Source organism: Modestobacter altitudinis (genome assembly GCF_005930475.1).
Classification (GTDB): Bacteria; Actinomycetota; Actinomycetes; order Mycobacteriales; family Geodermatophilaceae; genus Modestobacter; species Modestobacter altitudinis.
In genome coordinates this window covers 1-23,313 of the sequence record NZ_SJEW01000077.1, presented here as the reverse complement: position 1 = coordinate 23,313, position 23,313 = coordinate 1, and the positions used below count along the sequence as shown (strand labels likewise).

The 23,313-nt window shown below is 73.9% G+C and carries 28 protein-coding genes; 19 read left to right on the top strand and 9 right to left on the bottom strand.

The features are described 5' to 3' along the window. The first annotated feature begins 155 nt into the window (after positions 1-155). The 3 genes from moaA to FHL79_RS21250 all read left to right on the top strand — a co-directional run bounded on the left by moaA (position 156) and on the right by FHL79_RS21250 (position 1,742). Positions 156-1,214, top strand: coding sequence for a GTP 3',8-cyclase MoaA (gene moaA / locus FHL79_RS21260; protein WP_218938556.1), 1,059 nt, complete (start codon positions 156-158; stop codon positions 1,212-1,214). A 2-nt stretch (positions 1,215-1,216) separates the two neighbouring features. Beyond that, positions 1,217-1,456, top strand: coding sequence for a MoaD/ThiS family protein (locus FHL79_RS21255; RefSeq protein WP_138760554.1), 240 nt, complete (start codon positions 1,217-1,219; stop codon positions 1,454-1,456). Positions 1,457-1,544: 88 nt separating this feature from the next. After that, positions 1,545-1,742, top strand: coding sequence for a hypothetical protein (locus FHL79_RS21250; RefSeq protein WP_138760553.1), 198 nt, complete (start codon positions 1,545-1,547; stop codon positions 1,740-1,742). 8 nt (positions 1,743-1,750) lie between these two features. Here FHL79_RS21250 and FHL79_RS21245 read toward each other — a convergent pair whose 3' ends face one another. The 7 genes from FHL79_RS21245 to FHL79_RS21215 all read right to left on the bottom strand — a co-directional run bounded on the left by FHL79_RS21245 (position 1,751) and on the right by FHL79_RS21215 (position 6,450). After that, a complete protein-coding gene (locus FHL79_RS21245) occupies positions 1,751-2,170 on the bottom strand; it encodes a molybdenum cofactor biosynthesis protein MoaE (RefSeq protein ID WP_138760552.1) in 420 nt (139 codons plus the stop codon). Positions 2,171-2,192: 22 nt separating this feature from the next. Further along, positions 2,193-2,768 (bottom strand): nucleotidyltransferase family protein, encoded by a 576-nt coding sequence (locus FHL79_RS21240; RefSeq protein ID WP_138760551.1) that lies wholly within the window; start codon positions 2,766-2,768, stop codon positions 2,193-2,195. Between the two features lie 78 nt (positions 2,769-2,846). Further along, the gene (locus tag FHL79_RS21235) at positions 2,847-3,893 is read right to left on the bottom strand and encodes an ABC transporter ATP-binding protein (protein WP_138760550.1); all 1,047 of its coding nucleotides are present in this window, start codon (positions 3,891-3,893) and stop codon (positions 2,847-2,849) included. Next, the gene (locus FHL79_RS21230) at positions 3,890-4,681 is read right to left on the bottom strand and encodes an ABC transporter permease (protein ID WP_218938555.1); all 792 of its coding nucleotides are present in this window, start codon (positions 4,679-4,681) and stop codon (positions 3,890-3,892) included. Before FHL79_RS21230 ends, FHL79_RS21235 begins: the two co-directional genes overlap by 4 nt. Before the next feature lie 17 nt (positions 4,682-4,698). After that, positions 4,699-5,496, bottom strand: coding sequence for a molybdate ABC transporter substrate-binding protein (gene modA / locus FHL79_RS21225; protein ID WP_138760548.1), 798 nt, complete (start codon positions 5,494-5,496; stop codon positions 4,699-4,701). 97 nt (positions 5,497-5,593) lie between these two features. Continuing rightward, the gene (locus FHL79_RS21220) at positions 5,594-6,061 is read right to left on the bottom strand and encodes an extracellular solute-binding protein (protein WP_246081083.1); all 468 of its coding nucleotides are present in this window, start codon (positions 6,059-6,061) and stop codon (positions 5,594-5,596) included. Next, positions 6,058-6,450, bottom strand: a complete 393-nt coding sequence (locus FHL79_RS21215; RefSeq protein ID WP_014743386.1) for a TOBE domain-containing protein — start codon at positions 6,448-6,450, stop codon at positions 6,058-6,060. Before FHL79_RS21215 ends, FHL79_RS21220 begins: the two co-directional genes overlap by 4 nt. 161 nt (positions 6,451-6,611) lie before the next feature. Between FHL79_RS21215 and FHL79_RS21210 the strand changes: the two genes are divergently transcribed. The 4 genes from FHL79_RS21210 (at position 6,612) to FHL79_RS21195 (ending at position 11,995) form a co-directional block, all read left to right on the top strand. Continuing rightward, entirely contained in the window at positions 6,612-8,345 is a 1,734-nt protein-coding gene (locus FHL79_RS21210) for a RecQ family ATP-dependent DNA helicase (RefSeq protein WP_246081081.1), read from the top strand. Positions 8,346-8,435: 90 nt separating this feature from the next. Beyond that, complete coding sequence (locus tag FHL79_RS21205) at positions 8,436-10,085, top strand: carbamoyltransferase family protein (RefSeq protein ID WP_138760547.1); 1,650 nt, start codon at positions 8,436-8,438, stop codon at positions 10,083-10,085. Positions 10,086-10,198: 113 nt separating this feature from the next. Continuing rightward, positions 10,199-10,681 (top strand): DUF4383 domain-containing protein, encoded by a 483-nt coding sequence (locus tag FHL79_RS21200; RefSeq protein ID WP_138760546.1) that lies wholly within the window; start codon positions 10,199-10,201, stop codon positions 10,679-10,681. Between the two features lie 102 nt (positions 10,682-10,783). Next, positions 10,784-11,995, top strand: coding sequence for an acyl-CoA dehydrogenase family protein (locus FHL79_RS21195; protein ID WP_138760545.1), 1,212 nt, complete (start codon positions 10,784-10,786; stop codon positions 11,993-11,995). 42 nt (positions 11,996-12,037) lie between these two features. Here the strand turns inward: FHL79_RS21195 and FHL79_RS21190 are convergent, their stop codons facing one another. Continuing rightward, positions 12,038-12,238, bottom strand: a complete 201-nt coding sequence (locus tag FHL79_RS21190) for a hypothetical protein (RefSeq protein ID WP_138760544.1) — start codon at positions 12,236-12,238, stop codon at positions 12,038-12,040. A 69-nt stretch (positions 12,239-12,307) separates the two neighbouring features. Continuing rightward, positions 12,308-12,514 (bottom strand): hypothetical protein, encoded by a 207-nt coding sequence (locus tag FHL79_RS21185; protein WP_138760543.1) that lies wholly within the window; start codon positions 12,512-12,514, stop codon positions 12,308-12,310. Positions 12,515-12,621: 107 nt separating this feature from the next. On the opposite strand from FHL79_RS21185, the gene FHL79_RS21180 reads away from it, so the two are divergent. The 12 genes from FHL79_RS21180 (at position 12,622) to FHL79_RS21130 (ending at position 23,196) form a co-directional block, all read left to right on the top strand. Next, a complete protein-coding gene (locus tag FHL79_RS21180; protein WP_218938554.1) occupies positions 12,622-13,581 on the top strand; it encodes a LacI family DNA-binding transcriptional regulator in 960 nt (319 codons plus the stop codon). Positions 13,582-13,628: 47 nt separating this feature from the next. Next, positions 13,629-13,916 (top strand): ArsR/SmtB family transcription factor, encoded by a 288-nt coding sequence (locus FHL79_RS21175; RefSeq protein WP_171058276.1) that lies wholly within the window; start codon positions 13,629-13,631, stop codon positions 13,914-13,916. Then, positions 13,913-14,224 carry a VOC family protein gene (locus tag FHL79_RS26545; protein ID WP_281283889.1) on the top strand — a complete coding sequence of 104 codons (312 nt, stop codon included), beginning with the start codon at positions 13,913-13,915 and terminating at the stop codon, positions 14,222-14,224. Before FHL79_RS21175 ends, FHL79_RS26545 begins: the two co-directional genes overlap by 4 nt. Further along, complete coding sequence (locus tag FHL79_RS26540) at positions 14,164-14,295, top strand: VOC family protein (protein WP_281283888.1); 132 nt, start codon at positions 14,164-14,166, stop codon at positions 14,293-14,295. The genes FHL79_RS26545 and FHL79_RS26540 overlap by 61 nt, the downstream gene beginning before the upstream one ends. A gap of 186 nt (positions 14,296-14,481) precedes the next feature. After that, on the top strand, positions 14,482-15,270 hold the full coding sequence (locus FHL79_RS21165) for a DeoR/GlpR family DNA-binding transcription regulator (RefSeq protein WP_138760541.1): 789 nt from the start codon (positions 14,482-14,484) through the stop codon (positions 15,268-15,270). After that, positions 15,267-16,769 (top strand): rhamnulokinase, encoded by a 1,503-nt coding sequence (locus FHL79_RS21160; protein WP_218938553.1) that lies wholly within the window; start codon positions 15,267-15,269, stop codon positions 16,767-16,769. The genes FHL79_RS21165 and FHL79_RS21160 overlap by 4 nt, the downstream gene beginning before the upstream one ends. A gap of 87 nt (positions 16,770-16,856) precedes the next feature. Continuing rightward, positions 16,857-17,912 (top strand): autoinducer 2 ABC transporter substrate-binding protein, encoded by a 1,056-nt coding sequence (locus FHL79_RS21155; protein WP_138760540.1) that lies wholly within the window; start codon positions 16,857-16,859, stop codon positions 17,910-17,912. Between the two features lie 64 nt (positions 17,913-17,976). Next, positions 17,977-19,548 (top strand): sugar ABC transporter ATP-binding protein, encoded by a 1,572-nt coding sequence (locus FHL79_RS21150; RefSeq protein ID WP_138760539.1) that lies wholly within the window; start codon positions 17,977-17,979, stop codon positions 19,546-19,548. Continuing rightward, the gene (locus tag FHL79_RS21145; protein WP_138760538.1) at positions 19,545-20,582 is read left to right on the top strand and encodes an ABC transporter permease; all 1,038 of its coding nucleotides are present in this window, start codon (positions 19,545-19,547) and stop codon (positions 20,580-20,582) included. The genes FHL79_RS21150 and FHL79_RS21145 overlap by 4 nt, the downstream gene beginning before the upstream one ends. Beyond that, on the top strand, positions 20,579-21,688 hold the full coding sequence (locus tag FHL79_RS21140; protein ID WP_138760537.1) for an ABC transporter permease: 1,110 nt from the start codon (positions 20,579-20,581) through the stop codon (positions 21,686-21,688). Before FHL79_RS21145 ends, FHL79_RS21140 begins: the two co-directional genes overlap by 4 nt. Further along, positions 21,685-22,464, top strand: coding sequence for a class II aldolase/adducin family protein (locus FHL79_RS21135; RefSeq protein ID WP_138760536.1), 780 nt, complete (start codon positions 21,685-21,687; stop codon positions 22,462-22,464). The genes FHL79_RS21140 and FHL79_RS21135 overlap by 4 nt, the downstream gene beginning before the upstream one ends. A gap of 24 nt (positions 22,465-22,488) precedes the next feature. Continuing rightward, positions 22,489-23,196 carry an HAD family hydrolase gene (locus tag FHL79_RS21130; protein ID WP_138760535.1) on the top strand — a complete coding sequence of 236 codons (708 nt, stop codon included), beginning with the start codon at positions 22,489-22,491 and terminating at the stop codon, positions 23,194-23,196. Positions 23,197-23,313 lie beyond the last annotated feature (117 nt).

Genomic DNA, 23,313 nt, shown 5'->3' with positions numbered 1-23,313 from the left:
GAACGCCGGTCCCCGTCCGGCTCCCCCGCCGGGCGGGGACCGGCGTTCCGCCGGCGCGGAGCGTGCGGGACCTCATGCCCCGCATCCGCGGAGCGGCAGCAGAGCCCGCGCCTCGACCTGCGGCGCACGCCGTCCGGGCGACTAGATTCGGTCCGGTGACGACCCCCAGCCCCCTGCCCGACCCGAGGGTCCGCCCGCAGGTGGTCGCGGGCCGCCCCGGATCCGGTGGCCTGGTCGACCGGCACGGCCGGGTCGCGACCGACCTCCGGGTGTCGCTGACCGACCGCTGCAACCTCCGCTGCACCTACTGCATGCCCCCCGAGGGGCTCCAGTGGCTGCCCAAGGTCGAGCAGCTCACCGACGACGAGGTCGCCCGGCTGGTCCGGATCGGCGTCGAGCACCTGGGCATCCGCGAGGTCCGGTTCACCGGCGGCGAGCCGCTGCTGCGCCCTGGCCTGCCCGGCATCGTGGCCGCCACCACCGCCCTGCTGCCCCGGCCGGAGGTGTCGCTGACCACCAACGCCGTCGGGCTCTCCCGGATGGCGCCCGCGCTCGCCGCGGCCGGGTTGGACCGGATCAACGTCAGCCTGGACACCCTGGACCGCGAGCGGTTCAAGCAGCTCACGTACCGGGACCGGCTGCCCGACGTGCTCGCCGGGCTCCAGGCGGCCAAGGACGCCGGGCTGACCCCGGTGAAGATCAACACGGTGCTGCTGCGCGGCATCAACGAGGACGACGCCGTCCCGCTGCTGGAGTACTGCCTCGAGCACGGCTACGAGCTGCGCTTCATCGAGCAGATGCCGCTGGACGCCCACCACGCCTGGACCCGCGGGGAGATGGTCACCGCGGAGGACATCCTGGCCCGGCTGACGGCCGCGCACACCCTGGTCCCCGACGTCGAGGAACGCGGCGCCGCCCCCGCAGAGCGCTGGCTGGTCGACGGCACCGGGCTGACCGTGGGCGTCATCGCCTCGGTGACCCGGTCCTTCTGCGGGGCCTGTGACCGCACCCGGCTCACCGCTGACGGGCAGATCCGCAACTGCCTGTTCGCCCGCGAGGAGTCCGACCTGCGCAGCGCCCTGCGCGAGGGTGCCGACGACCAGGAGATCGCCGACCGCTGGCGGATCGCCACGCTGTCGAAGCTGCCCGGCCATGGCATCGACGACCCGAGCTTCCTGCAGCCCTCGCGGCCGATGTCCGCGATCGGGGGCTGAGCGTGGTCACGGTCCGCTACTTCGCCGGGGCGCGGGCCGCCGTCGGTGTCGACACCGAGACCCGGGACGCCGGCAGCTTGGACGAGCTGGTCGGTCAGATCGTCGACGCGCACGGCGAACGGCTGGAGCGGGTGCTCACCGCGTGCTCGTTCCTGGTCGACGGAACCAGCACCCGCGACCGCGCGTTGGTGCTGACGCCCGGTGCGGTCGTGGACGTGCTGCCCCCGTTCGCCGGAGGCTGACAGCCCCGGGAGCATCGCAGCGAGGAACGAGCGAGGAGCGGACCGGGGCGTGGCAGCCGACCCGAGCCATGCGGATGAGGAGGGCGAGATGAGCCTGTTCGACAAGGCGAAGGCCAAGGCCGAGGAGCTGTTCGGCCACGCCGAGGAGCTGTACGGCCAGACGCACGGCGATGCCGCGGCGACGCTCGACGGCGAGGCCCGCCGGCTGGAGGGCGAGGCCGAGGAGGAGCAGGCCGACCGCACCGACCGGTCCCCCGGCGACGACGGGCTGGCCGGCGCGCGCTGACCGTCAGGTCAGGGGCAGGCCACCCACTCCTCCTCGCCGTCGCTGAACACCTGGCGCTTCCAGATCGGCAGCCGGGCCTTCACCTCGTCGACGAGCTCGGCGCAGGCCGCGAACGCCTGACCGCGGTGCGACGTCGACACCGCGCAGGCCAGGGCGACGTCGCCGATGGCGAGCAGCCCGACCCGGTGCGAGACGGCCACCGCGTGCACCTCCGGCCGGGCGGCGAACTCCGCCGCGATCTCGGCGATCAGCTCCGGCGCGGTCGGGTGCCCGACGTACTCCAGCTCGGTGACCGACCGGCCGCCGTCGTGGTCGCGGACCACCCCGGCGAAGGAGACGACGGCGCCTGCTGCCTTGTCGGCGACGGCCGCCTCGTGCTCGGCGACCGACAGCGGCTCCTCGGTGACCCGGGCCAGAAGCTTGTCCACGGCGCGAAGGTACCCGCGCCCGTCAGGTCGGCGGGGACACGTCGAGGTCGGTCGGGTCGGCCAGCCCGGTGCAGTCCACCTCCATGACGTCGTGGGCGGCGAGGTAGCGGCGCGCGCCCTCGTCGCCGGTCGCCGTCCCGATGACCCCGTCCCAGTGCTCCCGGCCCAGCAGCACCGGATGGCCGCGGACGCCGTCGTAGGCCGCCACCGCCAGGGCGTCGGGTGCCGCGTGCCCGGCCAGCCGGGACAGCGCCGCCGGCGTCATCCCCGGCATGTCGACGAGTTGCACCAGCGCGGCGTGGACCCGGCCCGGCCAGCCCCGCAGGCCGTCCAGGCCGGTGCGCAGGCTGGAGGCCATCCCGCTCTCCCAGTCGGTGTTCACCAGGACCGTCGCGCCGGCGAGGTCCGCGGTGCGCCAGACGTCGACCGCCCGCGCCCCCAGCACGACGAGCACCGGGTCGCAGACCGCGGCCGCCGTCCGGACCGCCCGCTCGACCAGCAGGCTGCCCTCGTACTCGACCAGCGCCTTCGGCATGCCGTACCGCCGTCCCCCGCCGGCGGCCAGCACCAGCCCGGCCACGGGCGCGTCCGACGTCACGCCGTCCACCCTGCCAGACCGCTCCCCACGGTTTCGGCGCCGAACCCCGGCCGGGTTTCGGCGCCGAAACCGGGGACCTCAGCGGGTGTAGACGGCGATCTCGGAGGCCTTGACCGACGCCCAGACCTCGGCGCCGGGGGCCAGGCCGAGCTCGGCGAACGACGTCGCGGTGACGTCCGCGGTGAGCGGCACCTCGCCGGCCAGGTCGCAGCGCACCACCGAGCCGTGCGGGGTCGCCGCGACCAGCCGCAGCGGCCAGACGTTGCGCGGGCTGCCCGCCGGGCGCTGCAGGTACAGCGCCACCGACTCCGGCCGGACGGCGACGAACACCGGCCCGGCGGCGGCCTCGGCGACCGCGACCACGCCACCGCCGTCCAGGGCGACCTGCGCGCCGGTCCCGGTGCCCGGCAGCAGCACCAGCCCGACCAGCCGGGCCACGTAGTCGGTGCGCGGCCGGCGGGCGACCTCCGCCGGGGTGCCGGCCTGCACCACCCGGCCGTCCTCGACCACCACCACCCGGTCGGCCAGCGCCATCGCGTCGATCGGGTCGTGGGTGACCAGCACGGCACTGCCGGCGTAGTCGCGCAGGTGCCGGTGCAGCTCGGCGCGCACGGCCAGCCGGGTGCGGGCGTCGAGCGCGGAGAGCGGCTCGTCCAGCAGCAGCACCCGCGGGTCGCCGACCAGCGCCCGCGCCAGCGCCGCGCGCTGCGCCTGCCCGCCGGAGAGCTCGCCGGGACGGCGGTCGCCGAGCCCGGTCAGGCCCACCCGGTCCAGCCACGGCGCGGCCGCCGCCCGGGCAGGCGCCCGGCGCATCCCCCGCGACCGCAGCCCGAAGGCGACGTTCTCGGTGATCGACAGGTGCGGGAAGAGCAGGTGGTCCTGGAACACCATGCCCAGCGAGCGCTGGTGCGGCGGCACGTGCCGGTCGGCGGAGTCCCAGACGTCCTGGCCCACGGCCACCCGGCCGGCGTCCGGGGGCAGCAGCCCGGCCAGCACGCGCAAGACCGTGGACTTGCCAGCGCCGTTGGGGCCGAGGACCGCGAGCACCTCGCCGTCCCCGACCCAGAACTCGACGTCCACCCCCAGCGACCCGCGCTGGACGACGACGTGCGCGTCGAGGGTCACGCCGGGACACCCTGACCCGGCCCGCGGCCCAGCCAGCGGTCGCGGAGCAGCAGCAGGGTGGCCAGGGAGACCGCCAGCAGGACCAGCGACAGGACGATCGCCGCCTCCGGGTCCCGCTGCAGGGCCAGGTAGACCGCGAGCGGCATGGTCTGCGTGGTGCCGGGGAAGTTGCCGGCGAAGGTGATCGTCGCGCCGAACTCGCCGAGCGCCCGGGCCCAGCAGAGCACCGCGCCCGCGGCGATCCCCGGGGCGACCAGCGGCAGGGTGACCCGGCGGAACGTCGTCCACCGGTCGGCGCCAAGGGTGGCCGCGGCGTCCTCGAACCGCGCGTCGGCCGCCCGCAGCGCGCCCTCCACGCTGATCACCAGGAACGGCATCGCCACGAACGTCTCGGCGATCACCACGGCGGTCGTGGTGAACGGGACGGTGACGCCGAGGTGCTCGTACAGCGGCCGGCCGAGGATGCCGGTGCGGCCGATGACCAGGAACAGCGCCACACCGCCGACCACCGGGGGCAGCACCAGCGGGACCGTCACCAGCGCGCGCAGCACCGAGCGGCCACGGATCCGCGAGCGGGCCAGCACCCAGGCCAGCGGGACGCCGAGCACCAGCGACACCCCGGTGGCCAGCGTCGCCGACAGCAGCGACAGCCGCAGCGCCTGGCCGACCTCCGGCTGCGCCAGCTGCGGCCCGATCGTCGACCACGGCGCCCGGACCACCAGCCCGAGCAGCGGCAGCACCAGGAAGGCGACCGCCAGCAGCGCCGGCAGCAGGAGCGGCAGCGGCACGCCGCTCCCCCGTGCCCTCACGGCGCGCGGAACCCCGCGTCGGCCAGCGCCAGCCGGCCGGCGTCGGACTCCACCAGGTCCACGAACGCCTGGGCGGCCTCGGCGTTCGGGGCCGCCTCCAGCACGCAGATCGGGTAGTCGTTGACCTCCTGCTCGGCCTCGGGGAACGGGACCCCCTCGACGTCGGAGCCCGCGGCCCGGACGTCGGTGGCGTAGACCAGTGCCGCGTCCACCTCGCCGAGCTGCACCTTGGTGAGCGCGGCCTTGACGTCCTCCTCCTCGGTGTCCGGCTGTGCAGTGATGCCGGCGTCGGCGAAGACAGCCGCGGCAGCCGCGCCACAGGGCACGTCGGCCGCACAGACGGCGAGGGTCAGGTCGGCGTCGCCGAAGTCGGCGAGCCCGGTGACCCCGCCCGGGTTGCCCTCCGGCACCGCGATCTCCAGCACGTTCCCGGTGAAGACGGCGGGGTCGCCGGCCTGCAGGCCGGCGTCGGTGACCACGGTCATCTGCTCCTCGTTGGCCGACGCGAACACGTCGGCCGGGGCGCCCTGGGTCAGCTGGGTGGCCAGCGCGGAGCTGCCGGCGAAGTTGAACCGGACCCCGAGACCGGGGTGGGCAGCCATCAGCTGGTCACCCAGGTTCCCGAAGACGCCGGTCAGCGACGCGGCGGCGAACACCGTCAGCGTCCCGCTCAGGTCGCCCCCGGCGGACGACGACGCCGTCCCGGCTGCGGTGTCCGAGGCGGACCCGCCGCACGCGGTCAGGCCCACCGTCGCGACGACGGGCAGCACGAGCAGTGCTCGGGTCCTCCGCACAGGTCCTCCTCGAACGCCGGGCCGACCGGTAGCGGACCGCGCATGCGGCACCCTAGCCGGTCATCATCCGCAGTTGCGGATCCGACGGCTCGTCCACTCAGGGGATGGAGAAGCCGGCCGCCGTGAGCGCCTGCTGCCCGGCGTCGGACACCACCAGCTCGACGAACGCCAGCGCGCCGTCGGGGTCGGGTGCGTCGGTGAGCGTGCAGATCGGGTAGCCGACGAGGTCCCCCGCCTGCTGGTCGGTCGCGAACAGGGTCGGCGCCCGCGACACGATGCCGTTGTTCGTGACGACGTCCATCGGGTCGGTGCCGGCGGCGGCGAAGACGTCGGCCGGGGCGCCGTCGGTCAGCCGCTCGGCCAGGTCGGCGCTGGCGCCGAAGTCGAACTGCACGTCCAGCCCGGGGTGGTCGGCCTCCAGCTGCTGACCGAGGCCGGTGAAGACGTCGGTGAGCGAGGTGTCCGCGAGGACGGTGACCGTGCCGGTGACCTCCTCGTCCGCCCCGTCGTCCGCCCCGCAGCCGGCCAGGAGCAGCACCATGAGCGCGGCGGCCAGCCGCCTCACGGCACGTCGACGCTGACCTGGGTGGCCTTGACGGTAGCGACCGCGCGCACGCCGACCTCCAGCCCGAGCTCGTCGGCCGCCTCCCGGGACATCAGCGAGACCAGCCGGAACGGACCCGCCTGGATCTCCACCTGCGCCATCACGGTGTCCCGGACGACGCGGGTGACGATGCCGGTCAGCCGGTTGCGGGCGGACGACGACCGGGTGGTACCCGGCTGCGGGGCCGGGTGCAGCTCGGTGGCGACCCGGGCGAGGTCGGCGCCGTCGACCTGTGCCGGACCGGACTCACGGGTGGCCGACAACCGGTCGCTGTCGATCCAGCGGCGGACGGTGTCGTCGCTGACGCCGAGCAGCGCGGCGGCCTCGGCGATCCGGTAGGAGGTGGGCACGAGGCGCACGGTAGCCGCAGCCGCGGGGCCGGGACCGCGCGATCACCGCACGGGGCGGCCCTGCGCGCACACCCGGTGGTGCACAACCGTGTGGAGGTGCCCCGGCTGGCCCCTCACCTGCGGGTCGTTTGTCGATCGGGGGGCTCGGGCAGTCGGCGTCGGTGAGCGCCAGCACCCTGCCGCGGACCGCGGACCCCAAGACGACCAAGGCCGGCGGCTCGGCCTCCGTGCGCACCCGCCGGATCCGGGAGACCGCCCGCGACGTCCTGGGGTTCACCGAGTTCCGCCCCGGCCAGGAGGAGGCCATGCAGGCCGTGGCCGCGGGCCGGGACACCCTCGCCGTGCTGCCCTCCGGCGCCGGCAAGTCCGCCGTCTACACGGTCACGGGGCTGCTGCTCGACGGACCGGTCGTGATCGTCTCGCCGCTCATCGCCCTGCAGCGGGACCAGGTGCAGCGGCTGGAGGAGCTCGGCGAGGAGGCCGTCGGCCGGGCCGCGGTGCTCAACTCCGGTCTGTCCGTCCTCGAGCACCAGGCGGTGCTCGACGGCATGCGCGACGGAACGGTCCGCTTCTGCTTCCTCGCCCCGGAGCAGCTGGCCAAGCCCGAGGTGGTCGAGGCCATCCGGACCAGCGCGCCGGCGCTGTTCGTCGTCGACGAGGCGCACTGCGTCTCCGCCTGGGGCCACGACTTCCGGCCCGACTACCTGCGGCTCGGCGGAGTGGTGCAGCAGCTCGGGCACCCGACGGTGCTCGCCCTCACCGCGACCGCGGCCCCTCCGGTGCGCGCCGAGATCCTCGAGCGGCTGGAGATGACGGAGCCGGCGGTCGTCGTCGCCGGGTTCGACCGTCCGGAGATCGCGCTGGAGGTCGAGCACCACGCCGACGCGCACGGCAAGCACACCGCCGTCCTCGACCGGGTCACCGAGCTGAGCCGGCAGGGCACCGGGATCCTCTACGCCGCCACCCGCCGGGGCACCGAGGAGTTCGCCGAGGCGCTCACCGGCCGGGGACTCCGTGCAGCGGCCTACCACGCGGGGTTGAAGAAGAGCGACCGCGAGGAGGTGCAGCGGCAGTTCATGGACGACGAGCTGGACGTCGTCGTCGCCACCACCGCCTTCGGCATGGGCATCGACAAGCCGGAGACCCGCTACGTCGTGCACGCCGAGCCCGCGGACTCGATCGACAGCTACTACCAGGAGATCGGCCGGGCCGGGCGGGACGGCCGGCCCGCGGTCGCCGTCCTGGTCTACCGCCAGGAGGACCTCGGCATCCGGAAGTTCTTCGCCGCCGGCGCACCGGCCGAGCAGGAGCTGCAGGAGGTCGCCGGCCTGGTCCGGGCCGGCGCCGCGGCCGGCCTGGACGGCGTGGACGTCACCGAGCTCCGCGAGGAGAGCGGCCTCGCCGCCACCCCGCTGGTGCGTGACCTCAACCTGCTCGAGCAGGCCGGCGCCGTCGTCCTGGCCGACGACGGGACGGCGTCCCCGGCGCCGGACGCGCCCGCCCCCGGCGAGGCGGCCGCGGCCGCCCGCGAGCTGGCCGAGCACCACGTCCGGGTGGACGAGAGCCGGATCGAGATGATGCGCGGCTACGCCGACACCACCCGCTGCCGCCGGCAGTTCCTGCTCGGCTACTTCGGCGAGCAGCTCGACGAGCCGTGCGGCAACTGCGACACCTGCCGGTCCGGATCTGCGTACGAGCACGCCGACCCGGTCGTCGACGGCGACCACCCGTTCCCGGTGGACACCGCCGTCGAGCACACCGAGTGGGGCCCCGGCGTGGTGATGCGGCACGAGGAGGACCGGGTCGTCGTCCTCTTCGAGGAGGTCGGCTACAAGACGCTCGGGCTGCAGGCCGTGCTCGACCACCACCTGCTCAGCGAGCGCGCCGGTGGCTGATGCGTCGTGCTCCGACCTGCGGAGTGCCGTCGTCCCGGTGATCATGAACGTGGACCGGGCGGAACTCGCCCGGCCGAGAGGAGTGCGCACGTGAAGGTGCTGGGCATCAACGCGATCTACCACGACCCGTCGGCGGCCCTCGTCGTCGACGGCAGGGTCGTGGCCGCCGCGGAGGAGGAGCGCTTCAGCCGGCGCAAGCACGGCAAGCGCCCGCTGCCCTGGAGCGCCTGGGAGCTGCCCGAGCTGTCCGCCGCCTGGTGCCTGGCGGAGGCCGGCATCTCGCCCGACGAGCTCGACGCGGTCGCCTACTCCTTCGACCCGGCGCTGATGGGCACCCCGGAGGACTCCGGGTTGTTCGACGACGGCGACGTCATGCGCAAGAGGTACGCGGAGATGGCGCCGGACTTCCTGGCCCACGCGCTGCCCGGGCTGGACCCGGCGAAGGTCCGGTTCGTCAAGCACCACGTGGCCCACGCCGCCTCGGCCGGCCTCGCCGCGCCGCAGCGGGACAACTCGGTGCTGGTGCTCGACGGCCGCGGCGAGGCGCACAGCCACCTGGCCGGCCGCTACGTCGACGGGCAGCTGGAGGTGCTCGCCGGTCAGGCGCTGCCGCACTCGCTGGGCCTGATGTACGAGGACCTCACCGACCACCTGGGCTTCCTGCGCAGCTCCGACGAGTTCAAGGTCATGGCGATGGCCTCCTACGGCAAGCCGCGCTTCGTCGGCGAGCTGTCCGAGCTGATCCGCGCCACCGACGACGGCGGCTTCCGCACCGAGAAGATCGACTACACCGGGTTCGCCCCGCGCCTGGGCAAGGGCGACCAGTGGACCGAGGACCACGCCGACCTGGCCGCCAGCGTGCAGCAGCGCCTGGAGGAGGTGCTCGTCGACCTGGCCCGCTGGGTGCACGAGCAGACCGGCGACGAGGTCCTCACCCTGGCCGGCGGCACCGCCCTGAACTGCGTGGCCAACACCCGCATCCTCGCCGAGAGCCCGTTCGAGCAGGTCTGGGTGCAGCCCGCCGCCGGCGACTCCGGGACGGCGCTGGGCGCCGCCCTGCACGTGGCCCGCGAGCTCGGCGAGGACACCCAGCCGATGCCCGGCGCGGCGCTGGGCCGGGGGTGGAGCGACGAGGAGATCGAGCAGGTGCTCGTCACCGCCGCGATCGACTACGAGCGCCCCGACGACGTCGCCGAGGCCGTCGCCGAGGTCCTGGCCGACAACGGCATCGTCGCCTGGTTCCAGGGTCGCAGCGAGTACGGCCCCCGCGCGCTCGGCCACCGCTCGCTGATGGCCCACCCCGGCTTCGAGGCCAACCTCGAGCGGATGAACGACGTGAAGGGCCGCGAGCAGTTCCGCCCGGTGGCGCCGATGGTGCTGCTGGAGAAGGCGCCGGAGATCTTCAGCCGCGGCCCGATCCCCTCGCCGTACATGCTCTTCGTGCACGACGTGGCCCCGGAGTGGCGCGACCGCATCCCCACGGTCACCCACGTCGACGGGACGGCGCGGATCCAGACGATCGACCCGGCGGAGTCCCCGCTGGTCCACCGGATGATCTCCGCGTTCGAGCGGCGCACCGGGCTGCCCGTGGTGGTCAACACCAGCCTGAACACAGCCGGCCGGCCGATGGTCGACGACCCGCGTGACGCGCTGGAGTGCTTCGGCTCGGCCCCGGTGGACCTGCTGGCCATCGGCCCGTTCGTCGTCCGCCGTCCGAAGGCGACCCCCCGGCCGGCCTGACAGGTCACGGTTCGTCACTCGTCGGGGTGCCCCCCGTTCCGGGACCGGAGCGCGGGGGTACTCCGGTGAGGCCTGTCAAGAACATGGCGGGCGCGACGCACTGGAGAGACCCCATGTCCACAGCAGACCTCCCCGGCGCCGGCTCGCGGGGCATGACCTGGCCGCAGCAGCTGGCCCTGGCCTTCGGCGCGATCTACACGCTGATCGGCATCATCGGCTTCTTCATCACCGGCTTCGGCGACTTCTTCGGCAATGCCCACGGCATGCCGATGGAGCACGACGAGACCTTGCTCGGGTTCATGATCAACCCGATGCACAACGTGGTGCACATCCTGATCGGTCTGGCAGGCATCGCCCTGTCGCGGACCCTCCGCGGTGCCCGCACCTACGGCTGGCTGCTCGCGGTCGGCTACGGCGCGGCGTTCGTCTACGGCCTGATCGCGATCGACGAGGACTGGGACTTCCTGAACCTGAACTGGGCGGACAACATCCTGCACCTGGTGACGGCGCTGGTCGGCCTGGTCATCGCGCTGGGCAAGGTGCACACGGTCGACACCGCGCGCGGCGCCGACCACTCGCTGGGCACCAACCGCTGACCCCTGCTCGACCCGACCGCCCCGGACGCCGCTGGCGCCCGGGGCGGTCGTGCGTGCGCACCCCGGTGCGCTCTGCGTCCCGTCCGGCGCTAACGTCCCGCCATGGACTTCACCCTCTCCGCCAAGGCCGAGGACGTCAGTGGCCGGATGTGGGACTTCATGCGGGACCAGGTGTTCCCCGCTGAGCCCGTGTACGAGCAGTGGCGCGCCGCGCGCGGCCACGACGACCACGCCCACCCACCCGTCCTGGAAGAGCTCAAGACCGAGGCCCGCAAGCGCGGCCTGTGGAACCTCTTCCACCACGAGCTCGGCGGGATGACGAACCTCGAGTACGCCTCGATCGCCGAGATCATGGGCTGGTCGCCGACGATCGCGCCGGAGGTGACCAACTGCGGGGCGCCGGACACCGGCAACATGGAGACCCTGATGCTCTTCGGCACCCAGGAGCAGAAGGACCGCTGGCTCAACCCGCTGCTCGAGGGCGAGATCCGCTCCGGGTTCGCCATGACCGAGCCGGACGTCGCGTCCTCGGACGCCCGCAACATCCAGACCTCGATCGTCCGCGACGGCGACGAGTACGTGATCAACGGCCGCAAGTGGTGGATCACCGGCAGCGCCGACGAGCGGTGCCAGATCTTCATCGTCATGGGCAAGACCGACCCCGACGGTCCGCCGCACCGTCAGCAGTCGATGGTCCTGGTGCCCCGCGACACCCCCGGCTTCGAGATCATCCGCCACCTGCCGGTGTTCGGGTACCAGGACCAGCACGGGCACTCGGAGCTGCGGTTCACCGACGTCCGGGTGCCGGTGACCAACATCCTCTCCGGCGAGGGCGACGGCTTCAGCATCGCCCAGGCCCGGCTGGGCCCGGGCCGCATCCACCACTGCATGCGCGCGATCGGCATGGCCGAGCGGGCGCTGGCCCTGATGGTGGAGCGGGCCAGGTCCCGGGTCGCCTTCGGCCGGCCGCTCGCCGAGCAGGGCACCGTGCGCGAGCTGATCGCCCGCTCACGGATCGAGATCGACCAGGTCCGGCTCTACGTGCTGAAGACCGCCGACCTGATCGACCGGTACGGCGCGAAGGGCGCCCGCACCGAGATCTCGGCGATCAAGGTGGCCGCGCCCCGGGTGGCCTGCGACGTGATCGACCGCGCGATCGAGGTGCACGGCGGCGCCGGGGTCAGCAACGACACCGTGCTGGCCCGCTTCTACGCCAGCGCCCGCACCCTGCGGATCGTCGACGGCCCGGACGCGGTGCACATCCGCGGCGTCGCCAAGGAGGAACTGGCCCGCGAGCGCCCCTACGCCGGCTGAGCGGAGTGGGAGGGCGCGGTTCCCGCGTCCCTCCCACTCCACTCAGGGCGTGAGCGTGCTGCCGAAGGCGCCGCCGGCCAGCTTGGCCATCAGCTGGGTCCGGTCCAGCCCGACCGCGGCGAGCGCGTCGGCGTCCCGGTCGGTGTCGATCTGCTCGGGCAGCTGCGCCGCGACCTCCTCGGCTCGGGCGTTGTCGCCCTCGGTGTGCAGCAGCTGCACCAGCTTCGCGCGGTCGATGTGCACGGCTCCTCCTGACCTCGGTGTGCTGCCGGTCACACTGCCGCGTCCGCCGCGGTCGCGCCAGCCCCGGGCTCAGCGCGGCGACGACCGCCGCACCAGGAACCCGCCGATCCCGGCGAGCACCAGGGCGAGGACGAGCTGGCCGATGCCGACCCCGCTGCGGTCGCTGCTGAACCAGGTGACCGACGAGACCAGCAGGACGACGGCGACGCCCAGCACGAGCAGGCCGACCAGCCGCTCGCGGCGCGCGGGTGGGCTGCCGGGCTCGGGAGAGGTCATGATCGGACCCTACGGCCGCCGTCCTGGAAGCGGTTCCAGCGGTTCCCGGCCTCCGGCAGCGCTGCTCCGGTGGTAGGACGAGGCCCATGGACCGCCGCAGGCCTCCCGTGACGCTCGAGCACGTCGCCCGGGTCGCCGGCGTGTCCCGGGCCACGGCGTCCCGGGTGCTGACCGGTTCCGGGCCGTCGTCGGCGGAGGCACGGGGCCGGGTGCAGGCGGTCGCCGAGCGGCTGGGCTACGTCGCCGACCCGGTCGCCCGGGCGCTCGTGCACGGCCGGGGCACGCGGCTGGTGGTCGCGGCCACCGCCGCGGCGCCGGACGCGCTGGAGTGCGCGTACCTGTCCCGGGTGGTCGCCACGACCGCCGCGGTCTGCGCCGACCAGGGGCTCGGGGTCGCGCTGCAGTGGTTGCCGCTGGGCGGGCCGCAGGCCGCGCTGGACGGGCTGGCCCGGGACCGCTCGGTGGCCGGCGTCGTGCTGGTCGACACCACCCGGCTGGTGCTGGACTCGGTGCCCCGGGAGCTGCACGGCCGGGTGGTCTCGATCGGCGCCGGGAGCCGCGACGTCCCGCTGGTCGACGTCGACACCGAGGCGGCGGCGACCGCGATCGTCGGTCACCTGGTCGCCACGGGCCGCCGGCGGATCGCGCTGATCGCCGGCCCGACCTGGCTGCCGTGCAGCGAGCGGCCGGTGGCCGCCTACCGGGCGGCGGTGGCCGCGGCCGGGCTGCCGGCGCGCGTCGTCGCCGGCGGCTTCGACACCGCCAGCGGGCGGGCAGGTGCCCGCGAGGCGCTGCGCCGTTGGCCGGACACCGACGCCGTCTACGGCATCTGCGACGAGGTGGCGCTCGGCGCGCTGCAGGTGCTGCGGGCGGCCGGTCGGCAGGTGCCCGGCGACGTCGCGGTGGCCGGGTTCGACGACATCCCGGCCGCAGAGTCCAGCGGGCTGACCACCGCGACCCACCCGGTCGAGCGCATCGCCGACGCCGCGGCGCGCAGCGCCCTCGGCCGGGTCGCCGACGGGCCGACGCTGTTCGCCTCCGACCTGGTGGTGCGCGAGAGCGCCTGACCCTGGAGGCCTTGTCGGGCAAGTCGACACTTGCCTATCATCTGGGCGTGGGCGACGTGTTCAAGGCCCTCGCCGACCCGACCCGGCGGCTGGTGCTCGACGAGCTGCAGGACCGGGACGGTCAGACGCTGTTCGAGCTGTGCACCCGGCTGGTCACCAAGCACGGGGTCGGCTCGAGCCGGCAGGCCGTCTCCCAGCACCTCGACGTGCTGGAGGCAGCCGGCCTGGTCGTCCGGCGACGCGAGGGCCGCCACACGTTCCTGCACCTGCACACCGCACCGCTGCGGGCCATCACCGAGCGCTGGCCCACCCGCCCCCCGGAGGAGAACCCGTGAAGATCGCACTGACCAGCGTCCTCGTCGACGACCAGGAGAAGGCGCTGCGGTTCTACACCGACGTGCTGGGCTTCCGGCCCAAGCACGACGTGCCGATGGGCGAGCACCGGTGGCTCACCGTCGTCTCCCCCGAGGCGCCGGAGGGTGTGGAGCTGCTGCTGGAGCCCGACGGCCACCCGGCGGTCCGGCCGTTCAAGGAGGCGCTGGTCGCGACGGCATCCCGTTCACCTCCTTCGCGGTCGAGGACGTGCACGCCGAGCACGCCCGGCTGGTCGCGGCCGGGGTCACCTTCACCCAGGCGCCGCTGACCATGGGCCCGGTCACCACCGCCGTCCTCGACGACACCTGCGGCAACCTGATCCAGCTCGCCAGCACGTGACCACAGGGGCCGTCGGCACCCGTTCACCGCCGTCTGAAAGCTGTGACCCCCGTTACGAAAGCGCAGCACTTTCGTATGCCTGTGAACCGTTGACGCACGAGTTTCGCAGGGTTTACGTTCCCGCCCACTGAGTCCACCGCGGGGCTCGGTCTCGTCACCGCCGACGAGGAGCGTGAGGGGGTCGTCTTGCCGTCGTACGACGAGCACGCCCGCTCCGAGCTGATCCTCTCGGCGCTCGGCGCGAACGGCCGGGTGCAGGTCAACGAGCTGGCCCAGCGCCTCGAGGTCTCCGCCGTCACCATCCGCAAGGACCTCGACGCCCTCGAACAGCGGTCGGCGCTGCGCCGGGTCCGTGGCGGCGCGGTGACCACCCCGATGCTCGACGAGGGCTCCTTCGAGACCCGGCTGCAGGCCCACCGCGCGGAGAAGCGGGCCATCGCCCGGGCGGCCGCCCCGCTGGTCCGGGACGGCGACGTCATCGCCCTGGACTCCTCGAGCACCTGCCACTACCTGGCCCGGGAGCTCGTGGACCGCCGGTCCCTCGTGGTGATCACCAACGGCATGCCGACCGCCACGCTGTTCTCCGAGCGGTCGGATGCCACCGTGCTCGTCCCGGGCGGCGTCGTCCGCCGGTCGGCGCGGTCCGTGGTCGGGGTGTTCGGCGACGTGCTGGCCGGGCGCGGCTCCATCGACAAGCTGTTCATCGGCGCGCACGCCGTCTCGGTCGAGCGCGGCCTGCTGGAGATGGCCCTGGAGGAGGCGCAGGCCAAGCAGTACCTCGCGGCCCACTGCCGCCAGCTCTACGGGCTCGCCGACGGCAGCAAGTTCGGCAGCTTCTCGCTGCACACCGCGGCCCCCACCGCAGACATCACGGCGGTCTACACCGACTCCGGCGCCGACCCCGGGCTGGTCGCCGAGCTGGAGGCCGACGGCCTGCCGGTGCACCGGGTGCGCGTGACCGAGGCGGACCGGTGAGCCGGGCCGTGCGCACCGTCGCCGCGGTCGACCTGGGTGCCGAGAGCGGCCGGGTCGTACGCGCCACCTTCGACGGCGAGCGCCTCGACGCCGCCGAGGTGAGCCGGTTCGCCCACCTGCCGCGGCCGGTCGACGGCATCCTCCGCTGGGACCTGGCCGGCCTGACCCGGGACATCACCGCGGGGCTGGGCGCGCTGGGCACCGACGCCCCCGTCGCCTCGGTCGGCGTCGACTCCTGGGGCGTGGACTACGGCCTGCTGCGGGCCGACGGCACGCTGCTGGACGCCCCCACCTGCTACCGGGACCCGCGTCAGCTGGCGGCGCTCGACGAGGCGCTGGCCACCGTGGGCCGGGACCGCCTCTACCGGTCCACCGGCACCCAGATCAACGAGATCAACACCGTCTTCGCGCTGCTCTCCGACGCACGGACGACCAGCCGGCTGGACGACGCCGCGACCCTGCTGATGCTCCCCGACGTCTTCCACCACCTGCTGTCCGGCTCCCGGGTCACCGAGTTCACCGCCGCCTCCACCTCCGGGCTCTACGACATGGTCGGGCAGCGCTGGGCGGTGGAGCTCGCCGAGGCGCTGGGCATCCCGGCGCGGGTGCTGCCGGAGGTCGTGCCGCCGGGCACCGACCTGGGGCCGGTCGTCGGCGCCCTCGGGGAGGGCCCGCTGGCCGGCGCCCGGGTGGTCGCGCCCGCCGGTCACGACACCGCCAGCGCGGTCGTCGCCACGCCCTTCACCGCGCCCGGCGCGCTGTTCGTCTCCTCGGGCACCTGGTCGCTGGTCGGCGTCGAGACCCCGCGCGCCGTCGTCACGCCGGAGTCCGAGGCCGCCAACCTGACCAACGAGGGCGGCTGGCCCGGGACCACCCGGCTGCTGCGCAACGTCATGGGCCTGTGGCTGCTGCAGGAGTGCCGCCGGGCCTGGGCCCGGCAGGGGCTGGAGCTCAGCTACGCCGAGCTCGTCGAGCTGGCCGCGCGGGAGCCGGAGCTGACCTGCCTGGTCAACCCCAACGCCCCGGAGTTCCTGGCCCCCGGCGACATGCCGGCCCGGGTGCGGGCCTACTGCGACCGCACCGGCGCCGTCGTGCCGGAGACCCCGGGCGCGGTCGCGCGCTGCGTCGTCGACAGCCTCGCGCTGTCCTACCGGACCACCGTCGAGGACATCACCGCGGTCACCGGCACGCCGCCGCCGGCCGTGCACATCACCGGCGGCGGGGCCCGCAACCAGCTGCTGGCCCAGGCCACCGCGGACGCGACCGGCCTGCCGGTGCACTGCGGCCCGGTGGAGGCGACCGCCCTGGGCAACGCCGCGGTCCAGCTGGTGGCCCTCGGCGAGCTGGCCGACGTGGCCGAGGTCCGCGCCGTCGTGGCGCGGACCGCCGAGATCCGGACTTCCTCCCCGCGCCCCGACGCGCGCTGGGAGGAGGCCGCAGCCCGGCTGCGGCAGCTGACTCTGGACGACGACCGACGGCGGGGGCTCCTCCCGAGCTGACGACCGACCGACGTCCCGAGCACTCCACCGGCTCGCCGAGCTGGTGACACCGCGGGGGTTCACATCCCCACTCCGATGAGGTGGCCCATGAGGAACACACGAACGACGAAGATCGCTGCTGGCCTCGGCCTTGCCCTGGCGCTGACCGCCACCGCCTGCGGTGAGGGCAGCGGCGGCTCGGCCTCCGGTGGGGACAGCGGGGGCAGCAGCGCCAGCGGCGGCGGGGGTGGCGGCGACTACACCGTCGCCTTCGTCCCGAAGCTGCAGGGGATCCCGTACTTCGAGGCGATGAACAGCGGCGGCAAGGCCGCCTGCGAGGAGATCGGCTGCACCTGGCTGTACCAGGGCCCGGTCGAGGCCGACCCCGCCGCGCAGGCCGACATCGTCCGCTCCTACATCCAGCAGGGCGTCGACTCCCTCATCGTGGCGCCGAACGACCCCGACTCGATGGCCCCGCTGCTCAAGCAGGCCGCCGACGCCGGGATCAAGGTGGCCACCGCCGACACCGACGCGCCGAACTCGGTGCGCGAGGTGTTCGTCAGCCAGGCCTCGACCGAGGGCATCGGCCAGGCGCTGACCGACGGCCTGCTCTCGGCCATGGGCGGCAAGGGCAAGTACGCCATCGTCTCCTGCGGCCAGACCGCGCAGAACCTGAACTCCTGGATCGACGTCCAGAAGGCCTACACCGCCGAGAAGTACCCGGACGCCGAGATCGTCGACATCGTCTACGCCGGTGAGGACCAGGCGGCGGCCACCCAGATGGCGACGGACCTGATGAACGCCCACCCGGACCTCACCGGCCTGGTCGGCGAGTGCACCTCGTCGGCTCCCGGTGTGGCGCAGGCCATCCGTGACGCCGGCAAGATCGGCAAGGTCTTCTCGGTCGGCCTGGGCACCCCGCAGTCGATGGCGCCCTACCTGACCGACGGCTCCTCGAGCGCCAGCATCCTGTGGGACGTCGAGAACCTGGGCTACCTGACCGCGTGGACGGGCGTCCAGCTGGCCGACGGCCAGGAGCTGCAGGCCACCAACGACGTCAGCAGCGACATCACCGGGGTGACCTTCGACCCCAGCAGCAAGGTCCTGCTGCTCGGTCCGCCGCTGACCATCACCAAGGACAACGCCGGGGACTACGACTACTGATCCCCACCCCCGGGGAGGGCCGGTCCCACCGGCCCTCCCCGGGACCGTCCGGAGCGAGGAGACGATGAGCGACATCAGCCCGACCGGGTCGGCCGACACCGCACCGGTCCAGTCCAGCACCTCCGGAGCCGCCGCGGAACGCCTGTCGGTGACCGGCGTCTCCAAGCGGTACGGCGCCGTGCGGGCCATCCGCAACGCCGACATGACCGTCCGCGCCGGGACCGTCCACGCCCTGGTGGGCGAGAACGGCGCCGGCAAGTCCACGCTGATCAAGATCCTCTCCGGCGCGGCGACCGCCGACACCGGTGCGATCACCTTCAACGGCCGGCCGGTGACGATCTCCGGCACCGCCGACGCCATCGCGCTCGGCATCGCCACCGTGTACCAGGAGCCGCAGCTCTTCCCCGACCTGACCGTCGCCGAGAACGTCTTCACCGGGCGCGAGATCAAGCGCCACGGCCGGGTCGACTGGACCGCGCAGAACGCCCGGGTCGTCGAGCTCCTCGAGCTGATCGGCCTGCCGGCCCGCTACGCCACCGTCCCGGTCAGCGAGCTGTCCATCGCCGAGCAGCAGCAGGTCTCCATCGCCAAGGCGCTGGTCGGCAACGCCGAGGTGCTGATCCTCGACGAGCCCTCCGCCATCCTCACCGACACCGAGATCGAGGTGCTGTTCGGCGTCGTCCGCCGGCTGGCCGCCTCCGGGGTCTCGATCATCTACATCTCCCACCGGCTCGACGAGCTGTTCGTCATCGCCAACGAGGTCACGGTGATGCGCGACGGCCAGACGCTGGGCACCTGGCCGATCGGGGAGCTCTCCGTCCGCCGCGTCGTCGAGCTGATGGTCGGCGGCATCCTCGAGGACAACCCGGTCGAGCGCAGCATCCCCGACGCCGCGCCCCGGCTGGTGCTCGAGGGGCTGGCCTGCACCGGCGAGTACACCGATGTCGACGTGTCCATCCGGCCCGGCGAGATCGTCACCCTCTACGGCCTGATCGGCTCGGGGGCCGCCGAGATCGCCGAGACGGTGTACGGCATGCGCCGGGCCACCGCCGGCCGGATCCTGCTCGACGGGAAGCCGGTCTCCCCCGGGTCGCCCCGGGAGGCGAAGAAGCTGGGCATCGCGCTGCTGCCGGCCAACCGCAAGCTGCAGGGGCTGTTCGGCTTCCAGTCCATCGCCTTCAACATCTCCGCCGGCCACCTCCCGCTGCTCTCCCGGATGGGCACCTGGATGGACCGCGGCCGCGAGCGCCAGGTGGCCCGGGACTTCATCCAGCGGCTGGCGGTCAAGACCCCGCACGAGCGGCAGCCGGTCTCGGCCATGTCCGGCGGCAACGCGCAGAAGGTCGTGCTCGCCCGCCAGCTGGTCGAGCGCCCTCAGGTCCTGGTCCTCGCCGAGCCGACCCAGGGCGTCGACGTCGGCGCCAAGGAGGAGATCCACAAGATCATCCGCCAGCTGGCCGACGAGGGCACCGCCGTCCTGATCGTCACCTCCGACCTGCCCGAGGCGATCCGCGTCTCCGACCGGCTGCAGGTGGTGCGGGCCGGCACCACGACCGTCGAGTTCGGCCCCGGCGCGACCCAGTCCGATGTCCTCGCCGCAGCCGCCGGCGCGGTCGACCAGGAGGAGGCGGCATGAGCTCATCGACCCTGACCCCCGCCGGCGGTGCACCCGCCGGCGAGGGCGAGCACACCGCGCAGGCGCGCGGTCGGGTGCTGCCGTTCCCGATCACCGGCCAGGAGATCGTCCTGATCGCGGTCATCGTGGCGCTGTGGATCGCCCTCTGGTTGGGCACCCCGGCGTTCCTGACCAGCGGGTCGATCGTGCCGCTGCTGGTCGCGATGGCGCCGGTCGCGCTGATCGGCATCGGGATGACGGTCATCATCATCACCGGCGGCATCGACGTCTCCGTGGCCAGCATGGTCATGGTCTGCGCGGTCGTCGTCGCCAAGGCGATGGTCGACTCCGGCGTCTCGCTGCCGGTGGCGGTGCTGCTCTCGATGGCGCTGGGCGGCGTCCTCGGCCTGGTCAACGGCGTGCTCATCGCCTACGGGCGGGTGCACGCGATCATCATCACCTTCGGCACCGCGAACCTGTTCAAGTTCGTCGGGCTGCAGGTCTTCGGCGGCTCGACGGTCAACGGCATCCCCGACACCCTCGACGTGTTCGGCCGCGGCGCGGACGGGCGCACGCTCGGCGTCCCGCACAGCTTCCTGCTGATGCTCGTGATCGCGGCGCTGGCCTGGTACTACCTGCGGCACACCCCCAGCGGCCGGCACCTGTACGCCATCGGTGGCGACGCCGACGCGGCCCGGCTGGCCGGGGTCAAGGTGCAGCGGCGGGTGCTGTCGGCCTACGTGCTCACCGGCCTGCTGACCGGGCTGGCCGCCTGCTTCGTGATCGCCCAGGGCACCTCCACCCTGGCCCCCAACGTGGGTGCCGGCATGGAGCTGTCCGCGATCGCGGCGGTGGTCATCGGCGGCACCTCCATCATGGGCGGGCGCGGGTCGGTCCTCGGGACCGTGCTCGGCGCCCTCCTGGTCCAGACGGTCGCCTCGGGGGTGACCCAGCTCGGCTGGCGCTCCCAGCTGGCCAGCCTCTTCATCGGCATCTTCATCCTGATCGCCGTCGGAGCCGACCTGCTCCGGCAGCGCGCGAGGAGGACGGCATGAGCACCGCGGTCTCCCCTGCCCCTGCGCAGGCCCCCCAGCCCGAGGACGGCTCGTCGCAGTCCCGGTCCCGGCTGGGCCAGCTGCCGGCCACCGTGCTGCGGGCGCTGCTGACCCAGCGGATCGTGCTGCTGCTGGTGCTGCTGCTCGTCGTCGTCGTGACCATGACCACGCTGAGCAGCAACAACTACCTGGCGGCGCCGTACGACCTGTCCTACATGTCCTCGGCGCTGATCAGCGCCGTCCCGCTGGTCATGCTCGGCCTGGCCGAGCTGCTGGTCATCACGTCCGGGCGGGGTGGCATCGACCTGTCGGTCGGCGCGATCGTCTCGCTGACCAGCATGGTGTTCGGCTTCGCCTACGGGGAGTGGGGCTGGTCGCTGTGGCTGGCGATCCTGCTGGCCGCCGCCTTCGGCGGGCTGTGCGGCGCGGTCAACGGCTTCCTGATCGCCTACGTCGGCTACCCGGCGCTGATCACCACGCTGGCGACCTACTACGCGTTCTCCTCGATCGCGATCGTCATCAACGACCAGCAGCCGATCAGCACCGCGCCGATCCAGGACTTCTTCTCCACCGCGCGGTCGATCGAGGTGCCGGTGGGCGACGGGCTGCCGATCCCCCTCGGGACGCTCACCTTCCTGATCCCGATCGCGATCGTGGTCTGGGTGCTGCTGAACCGCACCACCTTCGGCCGCCGGCTGTACGGCATCGGCACCAACGACGTGGCGGCCCAGTGGGCCGGCATCGACGTGCGCCGCACCCGGTTCTCCGCCTACGTGCTCGCCGGGGTCATCTCCGGCCTGGTCGCGGTGGTCACCGTGGCGCAGTTCGCCTCGGCCCGCCCGGACGCCGGGGTCACCGGCACCGGCATGGCGCTGCCGGCGATCACCATCGCGGTCCTCGGCGGGGTCGCCATCACCGGCGGCATCGGCCGGGTCGCCGGCGTCGTGCTCGCCACCCTGCTGATCGTGTGGCTCAACGCCGGCATCCTGCTGGCCGTGCCGGGCAACGCCGGCTCGCAGTACCAGCTGCTCGCCCTCGGCGTCGTCCTGGTCTTCGCCGCGCTGCTCAACGGGCTGACCAACCGCAGGTACGGGCGGACCGGGTGACGGCGGTCTGGGACCCGTCCCTGGTCAGCGCCGAGCTGCTCGACCTCACCCGCTCGCTGGGCGAGCTGGACCGGGGGCTGGTCATCCTGGCGGAGGGCAACACCTCGCAGCGGCTGCCCGACGGCCGGGTGCTGGTCAAGGCGTCCGGGTCGAACATGCGCACGGCCACCGCGGAGGACTTCGTGGTCGTCGACGTCGACCCGCTGGTGGAGCTGATGCGGTCGCCGTCGGCCACCCAGGCCGACCTGACCGCGGCGCTGGACGCCGGGGAGCACGACGGCCGGCGCCGGCGGGCCTCGATCGAGACGCTGGTGCACGTGGCCGCGCAGGCGGTGGCCCCCACGGCCTTCGTCGGGCACACCCACCCGACGGCGGTCGTGGGGCTGCTGGCCAGCGTGCACGGGCCGACGGCGTGGGACCGGCACGTCTACTCCGACGAGGCGGTGGTCATCGGCCGGCCGCTGTACGTGCCCTACGCAACGCCCGGCATCGACCTGGGTCGGGTCTACCTGCGCGCGCTCGAGGAGCACGTGGCCACGCACGGCGAGCTGCCCACCCTGGTGCTGCTGGGCAACCACGGCATCGTGGTCAACGCCGCCGGCCCCGCCGGCGTGCACGCGGCGTCGGAGATGGCGGTCAAGGGCGCGCAGGTGCGGGTGGCCGCGTACTCGGTGGGCGGTGTGGTGCCGCTGGACACCGCGTCGGTCGAGAAGTTCTTCGCCCGGGACGACGTCATCGAGCGCCGCGCCCGCCTGGGCGGGAGCAGCCCGGCGTGACGCTGCCCTCATGACGCTGCCCCCATGACGCTGCCCGACGAGCTGCGGGCGGTGTTCCTCGACGTCGGCGGGCCCGTCTACGACGACGGCAACTTCGTCGCGGCCGTCGTCCGGGCGTTGGACGAGCTGCGCGCCGAGCAGGGCCGCGGGCCGGTCGACCGGGCCGCGGTGCACCGGGTCTACGACGCCGTCCGCGCCCGGCAGGGCGGCTCGCTGCGCACCGCGCTGGCCACCGAGCTGCTCGGGGACGCCGGGCTGCGCGGGCCGCTGCACGAGCGGACCCGCCGGTACTGGACCCACCCCCCGGGCACGCTGTACCCCGACGTCCTGCCGCTGCTCCAGGCCCTGTCCGGGCGGGTGGTCGTCGGGGTGCTGGCCAACCAGGAGGCACCCGTCGTCGACGCGCTGACCCGGGACGGCGTCGCCCCGTTCATCGACGTGTGGGGCATCTCGGCGCTGGTCGGCCACGAGAAGCCCAGCCCCGAGCTGTTCACCTGGTGCCTGGACCGGGCCGGCTGCGCGGCCGGGCAGGCCGTGCACGTCGGGAACCGGCTGGACACCGACGTGCGCCCGGCCGCGGCGCTCGGCCTGGGCACCGTCTGGGTGCTGCGCGGCGAGGCACCGGACTCCCCCACGCCCGAGCAGCTCGCCGAGCCCGACCTGGCCGTGCCCGACCTCACCGGCCTGGCCGACGTGCTGCTCCCCCGGGTCGCCGGCGGTACCGGCGCGTGACCGCCGACGGCGAGCTGGTCCTCGGCGTCGACCTCGCCACCGCGGCCGTCCGGGTGCTCGCCGTGGACGTCGCCACCGGCGTGGTCGCCGCCTCGGCCGAGCTGCCGCTGCCCGCCC